The organism is Sporosarcina thermotolerans (assembly GCF_030067815.1).
GTDB classification, from domain to species: domain Bacteria; phylum Bacillota; class Bacilli; order Bacillales_A; family Planococcaceae; genus Sporosarcina; species Sporosarcina thermotolerans.
Window position 1 is genome coordinate 802715 of the sequence record NZ_CP125968.1, and the last position, 17710, is coordinate 820424.

Annotated in this window: 19 protein-coding genes and 2 pseudogenes; 12 read left to right on the forward strand and 9 right to left on the reverse strand. The window is 41.9% G+C overall.

Features of this window, described 5'->3' with window-relative positions; genetic code table 11:
* Nucleotides 1–92 precede the first annotated feature (92 nt).
* The 5 genes and pseudogenes from sigW (at nucleotide 93) to glmM (ending at nucleotide 5096) form a co-directional block, all read left to right on the forward strand.
* Nucleotides 93–656, forward strand: a complete 564-nt coding sequence (gene sigW / locus QNH10_RS04550) for an RNA polymerase sigma factor SigW (protein WP_283733675.1) — start codon at nucleotides 93–95, stop codon at nucleotides 654–656.
* Between the two features lie 13 nt (nucleotides 657–669).
* Nucleotides 670–1302 (forward strand): zf-HC2 domain-containing protein, encoded by a 633-nt coding sequence (locus tag QNH10_RS04555; RefSeq protein ID WP_283733676.1) that lies wholly within the window; start codon nucleotides 670–672, stop codon nucleotides 1300–1302.
* 296 nt (nucleotides 1303–1598) lie between these two features.
* Complete coding sequence (gene cdaA, locus QNH10_RS04560) at nucleotides 1599–2435, forward strand: diadenylate cyclase CdaA (RefSeq protein ID WP_283733677.1); 837 nt, start codon at nucleotides 1599–1601, stop codon at nucleotides 2433–2435.
* A complete protein-coding gene (locus tag QNH10_RS04565) occupies nucleotides 2428–3699 on the forward strand; it encodes a CdaR family protein (protein ID WP_283733678.1) in 1272 nt (423 codons plus the stop codon). Before cdaA ends, QNH10_RS04565 begins: the two co-directional genes overlap by 8 nt.
* Nucleotides 3700–3742: 43 nt before the next feature.
* A pseudogene (gene glmM / locus QNH10_RS04570) lies at nucleotides 3743–5096 on the forward strand (phosphoglucosamine mutase).
* Nucleotides 5097–5197: 101 nt separating this feature from the next.
* Here the strand turns inward: glmM and pstA are convergent.
* The 5 genes and pseudogenes from pstA to QNH10_RS04595 all read right to left on the reverse strand — a co-directional run bounded on the left by pstA (nucleotide 5198) and on the right by QNH10_RS04595 (nucleotide 10090).
* The gene (pstA, locus tag QNH10_RS04575) at nucleotides 5198–6082 is read right to left on the reverse strand and encodes a phosphate ABC transporter permease PstA (protein WP_283733679.1); all 885 of its coding nucleotides are present in this window, start codon (nucleotides 6080–6082) and stop codon (nucleotides 5198–5200) included.
* Nucleotides 6083–7036 carry a phosphate ABC transporter permease subunit PstC gene (gene pstC / locus QNH10_RS04580; RefSeq protein WP_283733680.1) on the reverse strand — a complete coding sequence of 318 codons (954 nt, stop codon included), beginning with the start codon at nucleotides 7034–7036 and terminating at the stop codon, nucleotides 6083–6085.
* Nucleotides 7037–7229: 193 nt separating this feature from the next.
* On the reverse strand, nucleotides 7230–8201 hold the full coding sequence (locus tag QNH10_RS04585; protein WP_283733681.1) for a PstS family phosphate ABC transporter substrate-binding protein: 972 nt from the start codon (nucleotides 8199–8201) through the stop codon (nucleotides 7230–7232).
* 172 nt (nucleotides 8202–8373) lie between these two features.
* Nucleotides 8374–9190, reverse strand: a pseudogene (gene pstB / locus QNH10_RS04590) (phosphate ABC transporter ATP-binding protein PstB).
* Nucleotides 9191–9649: 459 nt separating this feature from the next.
* Nucleotides 9650–10090: a YtoQ family protein gene (locus QNH10_RS04595; RefSeq protein WP_283733682.1), complete on the reverse strand. Its 441-nt coding sequence runs from the start codon at nucleotides 10088–10090 to the stop codon at nucleotides 9650–9652.
* A gap of 105 nt (nucleotides 10091–10195) precedes the next feature.
* Between QNH10_RS04595 and QNH10_RS20445 the strand changes: the two genes are divergently transcribed.
* The 7 genes from QNH10_RS20445 (at nucleotide 10196) to QNH10_RS04625 (ending at nucleotide 13998) form a co-directional block, all read left to right on the forward strand.
* Complete coding sequence (locus QNH10_RS20445; RefSeq protein WP_347177987.1) at nucleotides 10196–10390, forward strand: hypothetical protein; 195 nt, start codon at nucleotides 10196–10198, stop codon at nucleotides 10388–10390.
* The gene (locus QNH10_RS04600; protein ID WP_347177988.1) at nucleotides 10381–11763 is read left to right on the forward strand and encodes an amidohydrolase; all 1383 of its coding nucleotides are present in this window, start codon (nucleotides 10381–10383) and stop codon (nucleotides 11761–11763) included. The genes QNH10_RS20445 and QNH10_RS04600 overlap by 10 nt, the downstream gene beginning before the upstream one ends.
* A 24-nt stretch (nucleotides 11764–11787) precedes the next feature.
* A complete protein-coding gene (locus QNH10_RS04605; protein WP_283733683.1) occupies nucleotides 11788–11976 on the forward strand; it encodes a hypothetical protein in 189 nt (62 codons plus the stop codon).
* A 48-nt stretch (nucleotides 11977–12024) separates the two neighbouring features.
* Complete coding sequence (locus QNH10_RS04610) at nucleotides 12025–12462, forward strand: GNAT family N-acetyltransferase (protein WP_283733684.1); 438 nt, start codon at nucleotides 12025–12027, stop codon at nucleotides 12460–12462.
* An 88-nt stretch (nucleotides 12463–12550) separates the two neighbouring features.
* Entirely contained in the window at nucleotides 12551–12898 is a 348-nt protein-coding gene (locus QNH10_RS04615) for an NIPSNAP family protein (protein ID WP_283733685.1), read from the forward strand.
* Complete coding sequence (locus QNH10_RS04620) at nucleotides 12899–13504, forward strand: GNAT family N-acetyltransferase (RefSeq protein ID WP_283733686.1); 606 nt, start codon at nucleotides 12899–12901, stop codon at nucleotides 13502–13504.
* Between the two features lie 299 nt (nucleotides 13505–13803).
* A complete protein-coding gene (locus QNH10_RS04625; protein WP_283733687.1) occupies nucleotides 13804–13998 on the forward strand; it encodes a YwbE family protein in 195 nt (64 codons plus the stop codon).
* A gap of 223 nt (nucleotides 13999–14221) precedes the next feature.
* On the opposite strand, the gene QNH10_RS04630 is transcribed toward QNH10_RS04625, so the two are convergent.
* From QNH10_RS04630 to QNH10_RS04645, 4 genes are all read right to left on the reverse strand, one after another.
* Nucleotides 14222–14857 carry a hypothetical protein gene (locus QNH10_RS04630; RefSeq protein WP_283733688.1) on the reverse strand — a complete coding sequence of 212 codons (636 nt, stop codon included), beginning with the start codon at nucleotides 14855–14857 and terminating at the stop codon, nucleotides 14222–14224.
* A gap of 119 nt (nucleotides 14858–14976) precedes the next feature.
* A complete protein-coding gene (locus QNH10_RS04635) occupies nucleotides 14977–15603 on the reverse strand; it encodes a hypothetical protein (protein ID WP_283733689.1) in 627 nt (208 codons plus the stop codon).
* Entirely contained in the window at nucleotides 15588–16133 is a 546-nt protein-coding gene (locus tag QNH10_RS04640) for a hypothetical protein (RefSeq protein WP_283733690.1), read from the reverse strand. The genes QNH10_RS04635 and QNH10_RS04640 overlap by 16 nt, the downstream gene beginning before the upstream one ends.
* Nucleotides 16134–16181: 48 nt before the next feature.
* Nucleotides 16182–17393 carry a hypothetical protein gene (locus tag QNH10_RS04645; RefSeq protein WP_283733691.1) on the reverse strand — a complete coding sequence of 404 codons (1212 nt, stop codon included), beginning with the start codon at nucleotides 17391–17393 and terminating at the stop codon, nucleotides 16182–16184.
* Nucleotides 17394–17710: the final 317 nt, after the last annotated feature.

Genomic DNA, 17710 nt, shown 5'->3' on the forward strand with positions numbered 1-17710 from the left:
GGTAAAATAAAAATAACGATAAAAAAATGAAACCTGTTGAACCCTTCAAGCGTATAGAAGGAACAGCCGCATAGAGCGGAGGATGAAAGTCATTGGATGAATTGGTCAATAAACGAATAAATGAAGTGATCAAAGGCAATCAGGATGCATTCGGCGAGATTGTTTCGTTATTTCAACATCGGCTGTATCACGTTTGTTATCGAATGCTTGGCAATCCACAGGAGGCGGAGGATATCGCCCAAGAAGCTTTTGTACGTGCGTATGTGAATATACATACATTTGATCAGAAGCGTAAGTTTTCCACATGGTTGTTCCGGATTGCCACAAACTTATGCATCGACCGCATTCGAAAGAAGAAGCCTGATTACTATCTGGATGCGACTGTACCAGGGACTGATGGACTTAATATGTATTCACAGATTGCGGCAACAGGCGATTTGCCTGAAGAAGAAGTTGAGCGTATGGAAGCCCAGGAACGTGTCCAATACGAAATCGGCAGACTGCCCGAGAAATACCGGACAGTCATCGTATTACGCTATTTGGAAGAATTGCCGTTGCAGGATATAAGTGATATTTTAGAACTACCATTAGGAACTGTAAAAACCCGTGTACACCGTGGACGCGAAGCGCTTCGGAAACAGATGGGTAATATGTAGGAGGGAATTAAGTATGAATACGTGTCAGGAACCAGTTATCCATTTAATGCACGCGTATTTAGACGGAGACATTAGCCGCCAAGACGAACAACAATTGAAACATCATTTATCTGCATGCCCGCATTGCAAGGAAATGATGGATGAATTGAAAATGTCGTCTTTATTCCTTCAAGGTGCTTCGCCCGTAAAAGCACCGGACGGATTTGTCTCAGGCGTGATGGCACGTCTCCCGAAAGAAAAATCGCAAGCAGGTATACAACGACAATTACGCAGGCATCCATTACTGGCTGCCGCTGCACTCTTCTTCATACTAATGAGCGCAACATTTTTTTCTAATTTCGGCGACAATCAGCAGTTCTCATTCACCAAGCAGCCGAATCTTGTCATCGAAGGCGATACGGTTATTGTACCTGCAGGTGAGGTTGTAAAAGGCGATCTTGTTGTGGAAAATGGAAATCTCAGAATTGAAGGGGAAGTCGTCGGCAACGTAACCGTCATCCGTGGTTCAAAATATATGGCATCCACAGCCGTAGTAACAGGAAATAGCGAAGAAATCGACAAAATGTTCGATTGGCTTTGGTATAAAATTAAAACGACAGTGAAAGATATTTTCCCTGCTTCAAAAAGCGAGCCGGTAGGAGAATAGAAAAAACGATCGCCTTCCCGACAAGCGGGAAGGCGATCGTTTTTTTGTTTCAGTAATAGCGTTCCGCGCTCAAGGAAGACCAATCCACGCTCATGAAGAATTCCCCGCACTCAAACTTAATCCCCTGCAACCAAACCCATCCAATATTCGTCAAAATTCAGCAGTAAAATCAATCATAATGATGCACTAAAAACAACTGCCTTATAAATCCAATTCACGCCCTTTTACGGAAGCATTGGACTAGGGCTGTATGATATACTAATGTATAAGAATTTGGGATGAAGGTGGGGAAGCGCATGCCTGTTTGGGATATTATAACTAATATGAGTCCAATTGAAATACTTAAAAATATAGTGGATGTGCTTCTCGTTTGGTACGTCTTCTATAAATTGATCGCAATTATAAAAGGTACAAAAGCAGTACAGCTGCTAAAAGGGATTTTTGTCATCATCTTCGCGCGTATCCTGACCGAGTACCTTGAGTTGAACACATTTAAATGGATGCTGGATCAGGTGCTGATTTTCGGTTTCCTTGCGGTGATTATCATCTTCCAGCCGGAAGTGAGGCGTGCGTTGGAGCAGTTAGGGCGCGGCCGTCTTTTTGCGCGTTCAGCGATGCAGGAAGAGGAAGAGCGCGACCGCTTGATCGAAGCTTTCAGCAAGTCAGTGAGCTATATGGCGAAGCGGCGAATAGGGGCGCTCATCTCAATTGAGCGAGAAACAGGGTTAAGTGAGTATATTGAAACCGGAATCCAAATGAATTCAAATGTCAGCTCAGAATTGCTAATCAATATCTTTATCCCGAACACCCCATTGCATGATGGAGCTGTCATTTTGCAAAAAAATCGGATTGCTGCGGCCGGTTGTTATTTACCGCTTTCTGAAAATCCTTTTATCTCTAAAGAATTAGGGACTCGTCATAGGGCGGCTCTTGGAATTAGTGAAGTAACCGATGCCATCACGATTGTCGTTTCGGAGGAGACGGGTGGCATCAGCTTGACTGCAAATGGTGATATTAATCGGAATCTCTCGATGGAGGAATTCGAAAAGCAGTTGCGACAAATTTGGTTTGGAGAAGAGAACGAAACATCGCAAACTTCTTTCTGGAAATGGGGGAAACGGAAAAATGGATAAGTTTATGGACCGCCCATGGTTTCTCCGGTTCACTGCATTGGCCCTCGCCATTATCCTGTTCTTTTCCGTCAAAGCGGAAGATGAAAAAACGAATGGGTCGAGTATTGGCGAAGCCGTTGATATAATCAAAGGTGTTCCCCTTGAGGTGTACTATGACGAAGAAAATTATGTGGTAACGGGAGCTCCTAAAACAGTGGATGTTACAATTAAGGGTCCTTCAAGCCTTGTCCAATCTGCAAAACTTCTAAGAGACTTTACATTGAAAGTCGATTTAAGACCCGAGCTATTGGGCCGACACACATTAAAAATTCAAACGGAGAACCTTTCCGATAAGTTAGATGTAAAATTGGAACCTGGAACAGTGGAAGTACTTTACGAAGAAAAAATTACTCAAACGTTCAGAGTTGATCCAGAGTTGAATGAACGTTTGCTTGCGGAAGATTTTAATGTCGTCAAAATGGAAGTTGAACCGGCCAGAATTGAAGTTACAGGGGCTAAAAGCGTTATTGAGGCAATCAGTTTTGTTAAAGTTTCCGCAACGGGAGATAAAGGTATTAACAAATCCTTTAATCAAAAAGCCCGGGTTCGTGTCCTTGACCGGGATCTAAATAAATTAGATGTAAAAATCGTCCCTGAAGAAGTAACGGTAAAAGTGGAAATCGAAGAGTACAATACCGAGGTACCAATTGTTTTACGACAAAGGGGTATTGCGGGTGAAGATGTAACAATCGATTCCATCTATACCGATGCGAAAACGATTAGGCTTCATGGGCCTAAAAAGGTATTGGATTCCATTAAAGAAATTGTTGTGGATGTGGATATCTCCAAAATAAAAGAATCCGGATCGTTGGAATTGAATGTGCAAAAGCCAAAAGGCGTTTCGCAAATTTCTTTAGATAAAATAAGAGTGAACATCACAGCTACAGTAAAAAGCGTTGAGGATCCCCCTGAAGTTTCGATGGATCCAGCTGATGTGGAAAATGTAACAAAGGAATTTAAAGATATTCCGGTAGATGTAAGAGGGTTAGATAGTCGATTCAAAAGTGTTTTTCGTGAACCGGAAAACGGAATGGTCGACTTAACAGTAACAGCAAAACCAGATGTGATTAACGCACTAAGTATCGCTAATTTCAAAGTAAGTGTTGATGCTTCCAAAACGGATAGTGAGGGTGAGTATATCTATCCGTTGATTGTGGAAGCACCGGAAAATATAGCATGGAAGCTTTCGGAAGATGAAGTAACGATGGAAGTAAAGCTTGCTTGACGATGAAGAAGCTGTTATACATCATTGAAAGGGAGTATGAATAATGACAAAGTATTTCGGGACGGATGGCGTCCGTGGGATTGCAAATAAAGAACTAACGCCTGAGCTGGCTTTTAAACTAGGAAGAATCGGTGGCTATGTGTTAACGAAGGATGCTCAGGAGCCATCCCAAGTGCTTGTTGGCCGGGATACCCGCATATCAGGTCATATGTTGGAGAACGCATTGATTGCCGGGCTTTTATCAGTGGGAATTGAAGTAATGAGACTTGGTGTAATCAGTACACCAGGTGTTGCATATTTAACCCGAGCAATGAATGCTGAGGCGGGTGTCATGATTTCAGCATCCCATAATCCAGTTGAGGATAACGGCATTAAGTTCTTCGGTGCAGATGGATTTAAGCTAACGGACGAGCAGGAAGAAGAGATTGAAACGCTGTTGAATGCAGATGGAGATCATTTACCACGTCCGATTGGTGGGGAAGTGGGAACGGTAACGGATTACTTTGAAGGTGGACATAAATATATCCAATACTTGAAGCAGACAGTTGACGAGGAATTCACTGACCTTCATGTAGCTTTGGATTGTGCACACGGCGCAACTTCTTCATTGGCAACACATTTGTTTGCAGACTTGGATGCAGATTTGACGACGATGGGCGCATCTCCAAACGGATTGAACATTAATGACGGTGTAGGCTCGACACATCCAGAAGTTCTTAGTCAACTCGTGGTCGAAAAAAGGGGCGGACATTGGACTTGCTTTTGATGGTGATGGTGACCGTCTCATCGCAGTCGATGAATTGGGACGAATTGTCGATGGAGATCAGATCATGTTCATCATAGGGCGTCATCTTCACTCAAAAGGACGGCTAAAGTCAGATACAATTGTCTCTACAATTATGAGTAACCTTGGTTTCTACAAGGCGTTGGAACAGAACGGTATGATGAGTGTCAAAGCTGCTGTAGGTGACCGATACGTTGTAGAAGAAATGAAAAAAGGCAGTTACAATCTTGGAGGGGAACAATCAGGACATATCATCCTTCTCGATTACAATACAACTGGCGATGGCCTGTTGACTGCCTTGCAACTTGTCAACATCATGAAGAGGACAGGCAAGAAGCTGTCGGAACTTGCTAGCGGAATGACAATTTATCCTCAGGAACTCGTGAATGTTCGTGTAACGGATAAAAACAAAGTCACTGAAAATGCCCGCGTTGCAGCAATTATCAAGGAAGTTGAAGAGAAGATGGCTGGGAATGGTAGGGTACTTGTCCGTCCATCTGGAACAGAGCCTCTCGTCCGAGTAATGGTTGAAGCACCGGATCATGATGCATGTGAACGGTATGTAAACGAAATTGCACAAGTCGTGCGTGAAGAAATGGGAATAGAAGAGTGACGGAAATTTTAGGGACTTCTCGAAAGAGAGTTCCTATTTTTTTTTGGAATAAATAATATGAAAAAAATCGCATCCTAATTCGGATGCGATTAAATGCTTATTTAAAATACACGCTGGAATTTGTTTCGAATGATGATCGCTGTTGAATTCAAGATGAATAGTGCCACAAGCAGAACGATAATTGTAGCGGCTGCCAAATTCGCGTACTCTGCAACTAATGAAGCGTCTAACGTCCAGTAATAGATTTGAACCGGTAACACTGTAAAACGGTCCATAATGCCGCCTGGGAACGGGATAAGCAATGCAGGAATGCCGATGACGACGAGCGGCGCCGTTTCACCGATTGCACGGGAAAGGGCAAGAATCGCACCCGTCAAAATTCCTGGAAGGGATGCCGGCAGTATGACCCGCTGGATCGTCTGCCATTTCGTCGCACCAAGTCCGTAAGCAGCTTCACTTAAAAAGAAGGGGATGGATCGGATTGCTTCCTGGCTCGCAACAATCACGATTGGCAATATCAATAAGGACATCGCCAAGCCACCAGCAAGGACAACGTTTCCAAGGTTCATTGCCCGTACAAATACAGTCATTCCAAGGATTCCATAAACGATAGAAGGAACGCCCGCTAAATTGGAGATATTTGTTTGAATGAAATCAAGTACGCGGCCTTTCTTTGCGTACATTTCCAAGTATATCGCCGTACCAACACCTAAAAACATCGTAACAGGGGCGACAACAAGCATAAGCCAGAACGTTCCGAGAATCGCTCCCATAATGCCCGCGCGCTCCGGTTGGGTCGATAATTTACCAGTTAGGAAATCGAAGTTAATGAAACCAATGCCATCAGCTACGACTTTGGACAGTAAAACGACAAGAAAGAACAGTCCGAAGAAGGCGGCCAGCATGAAAATGGACTTCGAGAATTTATTCAAGAACAAACGGAACTTAGTCCGTCGGATATGTTGTTTTTCGCTTAAGTGTTTCATTTAGTATTCCTCCCTGAATCTCTTAGAAACTGCTCTTGCAAGAAGGTTCATAATGAGTGTGAAAACGAATAGGGTCATAGCCACTGCATACAGGCTATAATAGACAGTCGTACCGGTAGCGGCATCCCCGCCCGTCACTTCAACGATATAAGCGGTCATCGTCTGCATTGATTGTGTAATGTCGAACGTGAAATTTTTCGTACTACCACTTGCGATTGTCACAATCATCGTTTCCCCGATGGCGCGTGAAATGCCAAGAACGAAAGAAGCGATGATACCGGATAAAGCAGCGGGTATGACGACTTTGCGTGTCACTTCAAGCTTTGTAGCGCCTAATCCAGATGCACCTTCACGCATGGCAGTTGGAACGGAGCTCATCGCGTCTTCTGATAAGGAGGCAATCATCGGAATGATCATGACACCCATGACTAAACCAGGGCTAAGGATATTCGTCGCTTGTAGACTTGGGATAAACTCACGTAATAAAGGTGTCACAAATGTAAAAGCAAAGAAACCGTAGACAATTGTTGGGACGCCGGCAAGTAGCTCAAGAATCGGCTTAACAACTTTACGTACTTTCGGAGATGCGTATTCACTCAAGTAAATAGCGGCCATCAAGCCGATTGGTGCAGCAACTAAAAGCGCAATCAAAGAAGAAGTGACAGTTCCCATTAAGAGAGGAAGCACCCCGAATTCTGGGTTTTGGCTAAGTGGCTTCAATACGGTGCCCGTAAAGAAGTCGAGGAATGGCACCCGTTTGAAAAACTCCACCGTTTCGGATAACAGTGTCCATATGATGCCGATAGTCGTCAGGACAGAAATTGAGGCGATGAGTGAGAGAAAAATAGGTATTGCTTTTTCAACTTTCCTTCTAATTGAATTGCCGCGTTGGTTTTGGTCGATCATTTCACGGATATTCACTTTATCCTTCTTTGTCATTCCTTGGTTTATCATAAGTGAAACTCCTTCCAGTAAGGTACAAGAGGATGAGAGCTTCTGACAGCTCTCATCCAGTTGACTTATTCCGTATAGACTCCAGCGCCTAAGGGCTCGGGTCATAAGCCATTTTGGCTATGAGGCAAAAACCGCCTCTTCGCCAAACTGTCTTATGCCTGTCGCCCCTGAACATGCGCTTGCGCTTTTGTTATTATAGGCCTTCCAAGAAGCTGATGTTTTCTTTAACTTCAGTTTCAGGAATTGGGGCAAAGCCAGTTTCCCCAGCAAATTTATTAATATTGTTCATGACGTAGATTGCAAAGTCTTTAACTTGTGGTTTTTCTTTCGCGTGGTTCACATTCAAGTATGTGAAGACTGGGCGAGTGAAGTCCGCATAAGCGCCATCTTCAGAAATTGTATCCAGTGCTGGTTCAACTGCACCGTTACCAAAGTCAACAGCAACTGCATTCAACTTGTCTGTGTTGTTGACGTAGTAACCGAATCCGAAGAATGCAATACCGTTCTTGTCTTCAGAAACAAGGTTTACAAGAGTTGAATATTCTTGTTGCAAGTTAACTGAGCTATCCATATCTTGCTTATCTAGAATTTTTTCATAGAAAAATTCATATGTTCCGTGGTTTTCATTCGGTCCCATAGCTTTGATCTTTTCATTTGGCCAATCAGGATTGATGTCTGACCAATTTTCGACTGTGCTATCTGCAAGGAAAATGCTAATCAATTCTTCAGGTGTCATTTCAGCTGCCCAATCGTTGTCTTTATTGATAACGAATGTAAGTCCGTCCAAAGCGACTTTCAATTCTTTTACTTCAATACCAAGCTTTTCTGCGTCAGCTGCTTCTTCATCTTTAATATTACGGGATGCATCGTTAAAGTCCGTTCCGTTTTCAACGAGGAATTTCTTGAAACCTGCGCTTGTTCCAGCACGGCTTACTTCTACGGATACGTTCTCTTGTTCGTTAATCATATATTCTTCAGCAAGACGAGCCATAAGCGGGTACACTGTTCCGGAACCGTCGATTGCGACGCTACCTTCCAGTTTTACGTCTTTCGCAGATGCATTATTTTTTTCCGATTTTGCGGAATCGCCATCTTCACCACATGCCGCAAGAACTACCGCAAACGCAGCCATGATCATGAATAAAAGAAACTTATTGAACTTCATTGATAAATCCTCCCCTGAGTTATGTTCTAATGTAAATGAAGGAATCAATCTCCCTCACAACTATTATCTTAAAGGATGATTGTTAAGAGGGTATTGCTAAAATGTAAAGGTATTGTAAATTGGATGTTTACGAATAAATAAAAAACCCGCTTATAATAAGCGGGTTCATCATTCATCCAAATCGACCATTAATATAGTCGTCCGTCAACTTATCTGATGGGGTGTTGAAGATTGTTGTTGTCCGGTCTTCCTCAATCACTTCACCGTTAAGGAAAAAAGCAGTGCGATCGGAGATACAGCAGCTTGCTGCATATTATGTGTAACGATTGCGATTGTCACATCGTTTTTAATGTCGTGAATCAATTCTTCGATCTTATGAGTAGAAACTGGGTCAAGTGCGGAAGTCGGTTCGTCCATCAAGATCACTTCCGGATCGATTGCGAGGCATCGGGCGATACATAACCGTTGTTGCTGTCCGCCTGAAAGGCCGTACGCACTTTTATGGAGACGATCTTTGACTTCATCCCATAGGCGGATTTCTTCAAGCTTTCTTCCACAATCATATCGAGTGTAGCTTTGTTGCGAATGCCGTGTACTCGCGGCCCGAATGCGATGTTTTCATAAATCGATTTCGGGAATGGATTCGGCTTCTGGAACACCATGCCGACTTTGGAACGTAGAATTTCAACAGGCATCGCGTTACCTAAAATATTATTCCCTTTGAAAGTGACGTTGCCTGAGATGGTGACGTCCGTTGCTGTTTCGACCATTCGATTCAACGTTTTAAGAAATGTTGATTTCCCACAACCAGATGGGCCGATTATCGCAGTCACTTCGCGTTCATTTATGTCCAACTCAATATTTTTCAAGGCATGTGAGGTGCCGTACCATAGATTTAAACCGTTCGTTTCATAGATCGGCTTTACCCAGTTTTCGTTCCTGACGACTGATAATGTTTTTTCTTTTCTTCGTTCATGCAATAAAGTCATTTGATATCCTCCTATTGGATTGAGACTTTAGTTAAAGTATAGGGAAAGAATGTTGAGGGGATATGAAGGGAATGTAAAGGATTTGTAAATTAGGGGTTTTGGATAAATGCTTATGTAAAGACACATAAAGTATTGAACTTGCGCATAAGTCCGTTTATGCGTGATTATGGCGGATTATGAGCTATTTTGTGGGTTTATGAGTTATTAGGGCCGTTTATGCGTGATTATAGTAATTTATGAGTTATTTGAAGGATTAATGTGATTTTGTCTGCATTTGTGATTGTGAACACTGAATTCGGCGGGATTTGCTTGATTATTAGACTGGATTAGTGTGAGTCGGTGATAAAGCGCCGAGAGTCGGTGGTAAAGCGTTGAGAGTCGGTGATAACACGCCGGGAGTCGGTGATAAGCTTCTTACAGCAATTTAAAAAAGCTATCCACGTCCGGATAGCTTTCATTTCATTCGAAAAGATACTTTAAAGCCTTCACCGCTTGGTCGACGTTTTCAACTGTGGCGTGTGCTTTGCGGGATAGTTCCTTTAATGGGTGATGATGCTGCACGGAACGGATGAGGATGAGTGGCTTACCGTAGGCCACTGCTGCGCTTGCGTCCATTGCCGTGTTCCACTGTTTATATTGTTCCCCGAAAAGGGCGATGACGAGATCAGCTTTCTTCATTAAAATTTCAGTACGCAAATTATTGAAGTTTGAAGCGGCGGCGTCTTTGAAGATGGCGTCTGGCTGCTTGCCCAATATTTCTTCTCCGATATTGTCAGAACGGTCGTGGTCTTCCATCGGACCGACGAAATCGATTGGCAACTTCAAAGCCGCCGCCTTATGCTTTACCTCTTCACGCCACGAAGTATGGATTTCGCCAGCAAGATATACAGTCAATCTCATAAAAAAATCCCTCCTCAATATGTTAGCTCCATTATAGCATTCATTCCCAAATAAGATTGCCCGCCGCCGTTTGAAAGTTTAGAATAAAGGAAAGGGGGAGTCTTTATGAAAACGATTTGGCATAATGGAAAGCTATATACGATGGAAACTGAAGGAGAAACAATAGAAGCGATACTTACGGAAAACGGTAAAATCATTGCGGTTGGTAATTATGATGAGTTGAAAAATGAAGCGGATGAAGCGATTGACCTAAATGGGGCTGTCCTTTATCCGGGTTCATTGACAACCATATGCATATGATTGGACATGGGCAGAAATTGCTTAGTTTGGATCTATCCAAGGCGAAGTCTGCTGATGACATGATGGATATGCTCATGAAATCCCATCCTGATTTGAAAGAAGATGAGTGGTTCATTGGCGAAGGGTGGAATGAAAATAATTTCTCCGATAAAAAGATCTTCACGAGATTCGAACTGGATAAGGTGACGAATTCGCCGATGTTCCTAAAACGGACTTGCAGGCATGCTGCGGTAGTCAACTCGAAGGCGTTGGAGCTTGCAGGCATTACGAAAGATACGCCGGATCCGGATGATGGGGTCATTGGACGGGATGAGAATGGCGAGCCGAACGGTTTGCTTAAAGAAGGGCCGATGAATCGTCTGTTGCAGTTAATACCTGAGCCGACGGAGGAAATGCTGACGAAGGCACTTGAGAAATCTGTTGATGATCTGCTGTCACTCGGACTAACTGGTTCTGTTACAGATGACCTTGGTTATTATGGTGATTATAGAAACCCGTTGCAGGCATTCAGAAATGTAATCGGTGAAAAGAAGAAATACCGTGCACATTTATTGCGCAGGTCAACAGTATTTACTCATTTAATGGAAGATGAAGCAACTTATGATGAACCGTGGATTGAGCCGGGAGAAATGAAGTTCTTCATTGACGGTGCGCTTGGTGGAAGCACAGCTTTGTTGAGTGAGCCGTATTCGGACAATCCTTCCACTTCAGGCAATGTTGTTTTGACAGATGAAGAGATTGATACGAATGTGGCGACTGCCCGTAAATATGGGCAAGCTGTTGCGATGCATATGATCGGGGATGGAGCAGTTGAGAAAGGATTGGATGCAATCGAACGTCATCCAGTGCCTGAAGGGAAACGCGATCGACTCATCCATGTGAATGTGTTGCGTGATGACTTGGTGGAGCGAATGAAGAAACTTCCAGTCGTCCTCGATATTCAGCCTGTTTTTGTATCATCCGATTTTCCATGGGTGATGGACCGTTTGGGCGAAGAACGATTGGACTGGGCGTACGCGTGGAAACGTCTTCTTAATGAAGGTTTCATTTGCGGAGCAGGGTCAGATGCACCGATTGAGGAAGTCAATCCGTTGTTAGGTATTTATGCGGCAGTGACAAGGAGGAAACCTGGCCAGACGCATGAAGGGTATTTACCGAAGGAGAAGTTAGGCCGATTTGAAGCGGTCGGTTTATTCACAACGGGCGGTGCCGCAACAATTGGAAAGGCGGATTCCCGAGGGAAACTATCTGTCGGTTTTGATGCGGACTTTACAGTTCTTGATAAGGATTTGTTTGAGGTGGATGAAGAGAAGATCCTGGATACAGCTGTTGTTATGACAGTTGTAGCGGGAGATGTGATGTATCGAAGCTAATAAAATACTTTGAAGGAAGATAACATGATGGTAATCGTCTGTTATCTTCTTTTCAGTATGTTAGAAGGTCATAGACAAAGGGGAACGGGAGAGAAATGTATGAACAATATTTCAGATATGAGAAAGCCGATTGGTAACGAAACTCTATTTACAGTTGGTTGTGGGGTAGTTATAGAAAAAGAAGGACATTGCTATAATCAGCTAATGCCGTAATCGGGCCTGATAGTTCAATATTTTCAAGTAGTAGGGAAGATAAAATAAATGACAATTGAAATTAGAGAAGTACAACAAACAGATTACAAAGATTTAGTTGAGTTGATGAGCGAATTAGGTTATCCGACAACACTTGAAGAATTAACGAAACGAATGGAGTTACTACGAAAAAATGTGGATTATGAAGCATTAGTGGTTGTTAAGAACAATCAAGTTATAGGTTTTGCAGGGTTATGTAAGGCACTTGCTTTTGAATTTACTGGTATATATGTACGTATTATTGCGTTTGTTGTAAGTTCCAAACAACGTAAGCAAGGAATTGGAACAATGCTTTTAAAAGCTTGTGAAGAATGGGCGATTCAACAAGGTGCAGTTGCTATGACTTTAAATAGTGGTAATCGAGACGAGCGTCAAACGGCACATATTTTTTATACAAGTAATGGCTACGTAGGTAAAAGCACGGGGTTTTCAAAAGATATAATTTGAGATCTAAGTCGTCAGCAGTGAGGCGCGATGGCTGCATAAAGATGTACCAATGTAGACCTGTAACATAATAACAAGGAATAAGGGGGATATGTTTTATAGAAGAAAGTTTTATACTGTGAAGAAAGAGTTTGTCGAGATATTTAATGAACATTTCAATAAAACCAACTTGCCTAACCAACTTAAATACGGTTCCCGGTTAATCGGTCGTTGGATGAAGGAAAATGAGGACAATACTGTCGAGGTTTTTGCTATTTGGGAATATGACAGTTATGAGGATTATGTAGAGATTGAAACCAAGATAAGAAATGATCATGCTCATGTCGAGCGTGTGAAAGACTGGTACGCGAAGAATGGTGGACGCGATTATGTATTTAAGGAATACATTTTAGAGGTAAAAAATGAAGCCATAACATCAACTGTATACTCGGGGAAATGAGTGGAATCTGGCAGAACGGTATTGAATGTAAAGACATATTGGAGTGTGAATAAAATGATCGAATTACGCCATAAACCACTTCTTAAAGGAGAAAAAGTATTTCTTAGGCCATTTAGTACTGAGGATTTCCCTTATATTGAAGAATGTTTACAAGATCCAGAAGTACTTAAACTTACAGGAAGTAAATCAGATTTTGACCGGGAATTTACTCGCAATTGGTATGAAACTAGGAATGAACAAACGGATCGCTTGGATCTTGCGATTGTTGACCCGGCCCAAGACGTCTTAGTTGGAGAGGCTGTGATCAATTTATACGATGAAGACAACCATAGCATGAATTTCAGAATCCTGATCGGACCGAGGGGAAGAAATCGAGGACTTGGGACGGAGGCTACGCAACTTATCATTGATTTCATATTTAGAAATACAACACTTCACGAACTGACCTTAAGTGTTTTTGACTTTAATCCAAGGGCGAAGCATGTTTATGAAAAGGTTGGTTTTGTGCCTGTAAGTGTCGATGAAAATAATTTGGAGTACGAAGGGGAATGGATCGACTCCATTAATATGAAATTGACAAGGGAAAGTTGGTTGTCTAAGGGATGAGGACATGCGAGGACTAAAAAGAAGATAATCAAAATACAATTTTGAATGTATAAGATTGAATAACAACTTTTGGCGTCTGAAAAGGCGAGTCGGTGGTAAAGTGGGCAAAGTCGGTGATAAACCCCATATAGTCGGTGGTAAACTTCCGAGAGTCGGTGATAAACCCTCAAAAGCCGGTGATAACGTATCTGCCTAAAGCATGTGACTTGCCTTGCCAGCGATGCAGTATGATAAACTGTAGAAAATTGTCATGAATGGGCGAGAGTTGATGACGAATTTTAGGAGGAGGGAGCATAACTATGGACGGACGCAATCGAAGTGATGTGAAACCGGGAATGAAAGTCAATGTCATTCTGAAAAAGGACCAGCGCACAGGTGTGAAGACGGAAGGAGTCGTCAAGGATTTATTGACCAACTCGAGCTTCCATCCGCATGGCATTAAAGTACGGCTGGAAGATGGGCAGGTCGGAAGGGTAAGCGATATTTTGGATTGAACTTAATAGATTGTATAGAGAGGAACTGTCTCTATTAACGGGTTCGGTTGAAGGGGAAAAAGTGCAATTAAAAACGCTCAGATTGAGCGTTTTTTTGCGAGTTATTTTGCTGTTCTGATTGAACTAAATCACCCGTTTAACAGATTCTCTTTTTAAGGAAGGTTTTGAAGTCTATTAAACCGTACGACAATCACTCCTCTATGTAAATGCTTTATTCCTCTCGCTATTTCCCCGTCATATTTGGTTCAAAGGTAACTATTGAGGTTTTTGTTACACGAACTTTCTGTCCTTTTTTCAAGCTTACTTTGTTCTCAGATTTTATTATCTCTCCACCGATCAGTTCGTATAGGAGCGGATCTTTCCCTTGTTCGTGAATTTGGACATAGCCATATCCGTAAGGGATACTGATTGAATACTCGCCCGGTTCAATATCCAATCCGACATCCCATATGCCTGCAGTCAGTACCGTAGATAGCTCTGTACCCACGGGTTTGGCGTCAACAGAGCCGTAGCCCCCATCCATCACAATGGAATACGATTCATCTATATCTACTGTAAGAGAGTTAACTCCAGCAACGTCTCCAACAATTTCACGCAAAACCAACTTATTATTGCTGTCATAGATAAAGACATTTCCGACTGGATAGCCGGAGATCCTATACCTGCCGGTTTTCAATTGGAACTTAACGCCGTTCTTACCGAAAACTGTACCGCTTTCTTTCTTCGATTCTTTGTTGCTACGATCAACTGTCGTGAAAATCGCGGGATTGACTTCACCTATCATTTCATCTCTTTCGGCACCTATAATCTCGTAATTTGCTTCATAACTGACTGTTGGATCCGAAGAATCTCCTTCCAAAGGCTGACATCCTCCTAATAGTAGGAGAATGAATGTACTAAATAGGCATAATTGTTTTTTCCCCACGTGCATTTTCCATTGTGCTGATGTGCGATTAAACATTTTTCGAATAGTGCTTATCATAGCATTCCACCGTCCCCAATTGCCACCCGTCGAAGGTGCAACAGCTTATTTCTTGCATAAAGGATTGCGGTAATAATTACATTCAGCCCGATGAGCCAACCGTATGAATGCCTGAAATCTAATTTCTCAATACCAAATTCCATCGCCGCATCCCCATTCAAGACGGCTCCGATGTCAATGTATTTCAGTGGATATAACCAATTCGTCTCTACTCCGGCAATGCTTAGAAATTCTGGTGCAAGCAGGACAACGAGTAAGAGTAATATTGTGCCGTACAAGTTTTTCGTTATTTCATTGATTAGGATGAATGCGAGTAAAAGAAATAACGAAATAAGAGCAAATGCTACAAACATGTAAAAAATATACCGAAGCATCGACACAGCAACGAAGTCAGCATCCTGATAAATAAGTACCGGAGTTTTGAAATTCCCCCAACCCGTTTTCTTTGACACGTAGTACCCGCCAATCAGAACACTTGCAATAATAAAAACGACGACTTGGAAGAAGTGAATTGTCACCTTGCTGCTCACTTTCTGCATGAATGAAATCGGGAAGCCGTTCATGACAGTAGGATGCTGTTGGTCATGTAATAGGATGCTGCTTGCCATTAATAAAACGAACAAAAAAACAAAACTCCGCTTAATAGTTGCAACGCTACCGGCATATAATTGCTGGCCGCGTAAGGATCTTGGATGATAGGCAGGTCATGATCTTTGTAGTATTGCAATAACGCCATTTCCTTCTGAATTTCCGAGATGGGTATGACGTAATCCGGATGGATTCCTTTATTGTCCCTTTCATGCATCTCAAGCCGTAATTCATTCAGTTTGATGCCGTTGTCGAAATACTCGTCGAAATCCTTGTTCTTCCATAGAGCAAATCTTTGCGCATTATGCAATGATGACTGTTGCGTTAAATTGTTGTAAATTTCTTTACCTTCATCCGTTTTCCGGAGGGAACTAGGAAGGGCGTCCAATACCGCCATAAAATCATCGACTTCGTTATTTTTTTGCTCTCTTATATCGATAATATCGATTTGTGAATAGTAAAGAAAATAGAGCGGGAAAAATAGGATAAGCGCGATGCCTAACAACCAATTTTTCCAATTACCTAACAATAGCTTCGATTCGAATACTGTATATTTCCAAAACATGATTGCATCCTTCCTCACGATAAATTTAATCCCTCACTACCCGTCTGATTATCCGAATTTGTAATATCGTCTTTTATTGACAAGGCGTGAAACTAAGAACAAAATAACTTCAATAATAATAAGCAGACTAAGCAGGGCAATAATCCCTTTTGCGTACGTGATTGTTTCGGTGTTCACTAAATAGTTTTTTTCTGCATCTACTATTTTCCCAAAGTCAAAATAGGTCTGGGGAAATAGGCTGATATCCAGTCCAAATAATTCTCTTGTTGTACGTGAAAAATAAAGGCGTTCTGAAAAAAGAACAACGGTGCTGAACATAAGGACAAACCATTCGTTTTTCAACAGAAGACTGAAGATTACATTCAAACGGACGAATATCAATAGTAACAAAGGCAAGACAGCCAACGTTTTGCCCAAATAGGAAGCGATCGTAATGAAACTGTAATCTTGAATTTTAAAAGTCTGCTGTGCAATCATCGTCGGGACTCTCAAATCAAAGTATCCAAACCCATATTGCCATGACATGATGAGGACACCGATGACAACAACACCAGCAATAAAAAGCATAGAATAAAGGAAGGCTGAAAGAGATTTTAAATTTAGCTGTCGATACCATGATAATGGTATTCCTTGCAGTAGCGTACGATGTTTGCGATCCCTTGATAGGATGTCACTGCTAAAATAGATCGTGCAAAATAGTAGGAAATATACCCCGAATCCCTGAAGGAAATTTTGCAAAGCCTGTAGACCAGTCTTTTCATACATTATTCCGAAAGTGATTGGTACACCTTTCGTAATATAATCTTCATACTGGATCATTGTTTGATGATATAAATGTTCCCTGTCCTTCCCTGGGAAAGGGAATACTTTAAATAACGCTTTGTCATTCACATACTCGTCTTTATTCCCTTCCAAGTAAAAGGTTCGCAATTTCAACAGACGTGTATAATTTCCCTCCGTATATGCCGATAGCATCCCTTTAAAGAGTCCATAGTTATAATCATTCCACGCATAGACAGGAATGCCAGAGTGGAGAACAACGCCTGTATTGCCGATTTGTTCCCTCAATTTCTGTTGAATCTCCAAATTGACTAAGTACTTCTCCGTTCCTTTCTTATCAAAAGCTTCCTTCGTATTCGCATTTGGCAGCAGGACCAAACAATAACTCAGCAATAGAACGCCTACGAATAATAAGAAAGGAATATTTCTTCTGCTCCTCACGGTTATCAAAAATTCATGCTTTAAATAGTTCCAATTCATCTTAGGTTCTCCTTTGAAAAATACCTATTAAATTTCCATATTTTGTTGCCTCATTCCACTATAAACATATAGTTATAATATTTCAACAGTCATTATTCTTTTAATTAATGAAATACTCACATTTAATTCTATGACTAATTGAATAGTAGCCTCATACTAAATCTCACCGTTTGAAAGATGCTAAAGCTAAATCCTTTATAGTGGTGAGAAGCGCAATCGACACTCCAACGCCGATATATTTGAAGTTTGCCCGCGAGTCAAAAAATTCTTCCGGTTGTGTCCGAATATACTGTATACTTTTCTTAAGGTTTGTTCAG

Coding starts and splice junctions, on each gene's coding strand:
- QNH10_RS04565 (WP_283733678.1), top strand. CDS start 2,428: ATGGATAAGTTTATGGACCGCCCATGGTTTCTCCGGTTCACTGCATTG.
- pstA (WP_283733679.1), bottom strand. CDS start 6,082: ATGAAACACTTAAGCGAAAAACAACATATCCGACGGACTAAGTTCCGT.
- cdaA (WP_283733677.1), top strand. CDS start 1,599: ATGCCTGTTTGGGATATTATAACTAATATGAGTCCAATTGAAATACTT.
- QNH10_RS04600 (WP_347177988.1), top strand. CDS start 10,381: ATGCATATGATTGGACATGGGCAGAAATTGCTTAGTTTGGATCTATCC.
- QNH10_RS04640 (WP_283733690.1), bottom strand. CDS start 16,133: ATGTTTTGGAAATATACAGTATTCGAATCGAAGCTATTGTTAGGTAAT.
- QNH10_RS04610 (WP_283733684.1), top strand. CDS start 12,025: ATGACAATTGAAATTAGAGAAGTACAACAAACAGATTACAAAGATTTA.
- QNH10_RS04595 (WP_283733682.1), bottom strand. CDS start 10,090: ATGAGATTGACTGTATATCTTGCTGGCGAAATCCATACTTCGTGGCGT.
- QNH10_RS04625 (WP_283733687.1), top strand. CDS start 13,804: ATGGACGGACGCAATCGAAGTGATGTGAAACCGGGAATGAAAGTCAAT.
- QNH10_RS20445 (WP_347177987.1), top strand. CDS start 10,196: ATGAAAACGATTTGGCATAATGGAAAGCTATATACGATGGAAACTGAA.
- QNH10_RS04555 (WP_283733676.1), top strand. CDS start 670: ATGAATACGTGTCAGGAACCAGTTATCCATTTAATGCACGCGTATTTA.
- QNH10_RS04615 (WP_283733685.1), top strand. CDS start 12,551: ATGTTTTATAGAAGAAAGTTTTATACTGTGAAGAAAGAGTTTGTCGAG.
- QNH10_RS04605 (WP_283733683.1), top strand. CDS start 11,788: ATGATGGTAATCGTCTGTTATCTTCTTTTCAGTATGTTAGAAGGTCAT.
- QNH10_RS04585 (WP_283733681.1), bottom strand. CDS start 8,201: ATGAAGTTCAATAAGTTTCTTTTATTCATGATCATGGCTGCGTTTGCG.
- pstC (WP_283733680.1), bottom strand. CDS start 7,036: ATGATAAACCAAGGAATGACAAAGAAGGATAAAGTGAATATCCGTGAA.
- QNH10_RS04645 (WP_283733691.1), bottom strand. CDS start 17,393: ATGAATTGGAACTATTTAAAGCATGAATTTTTGATAACCGTGAGGAGC.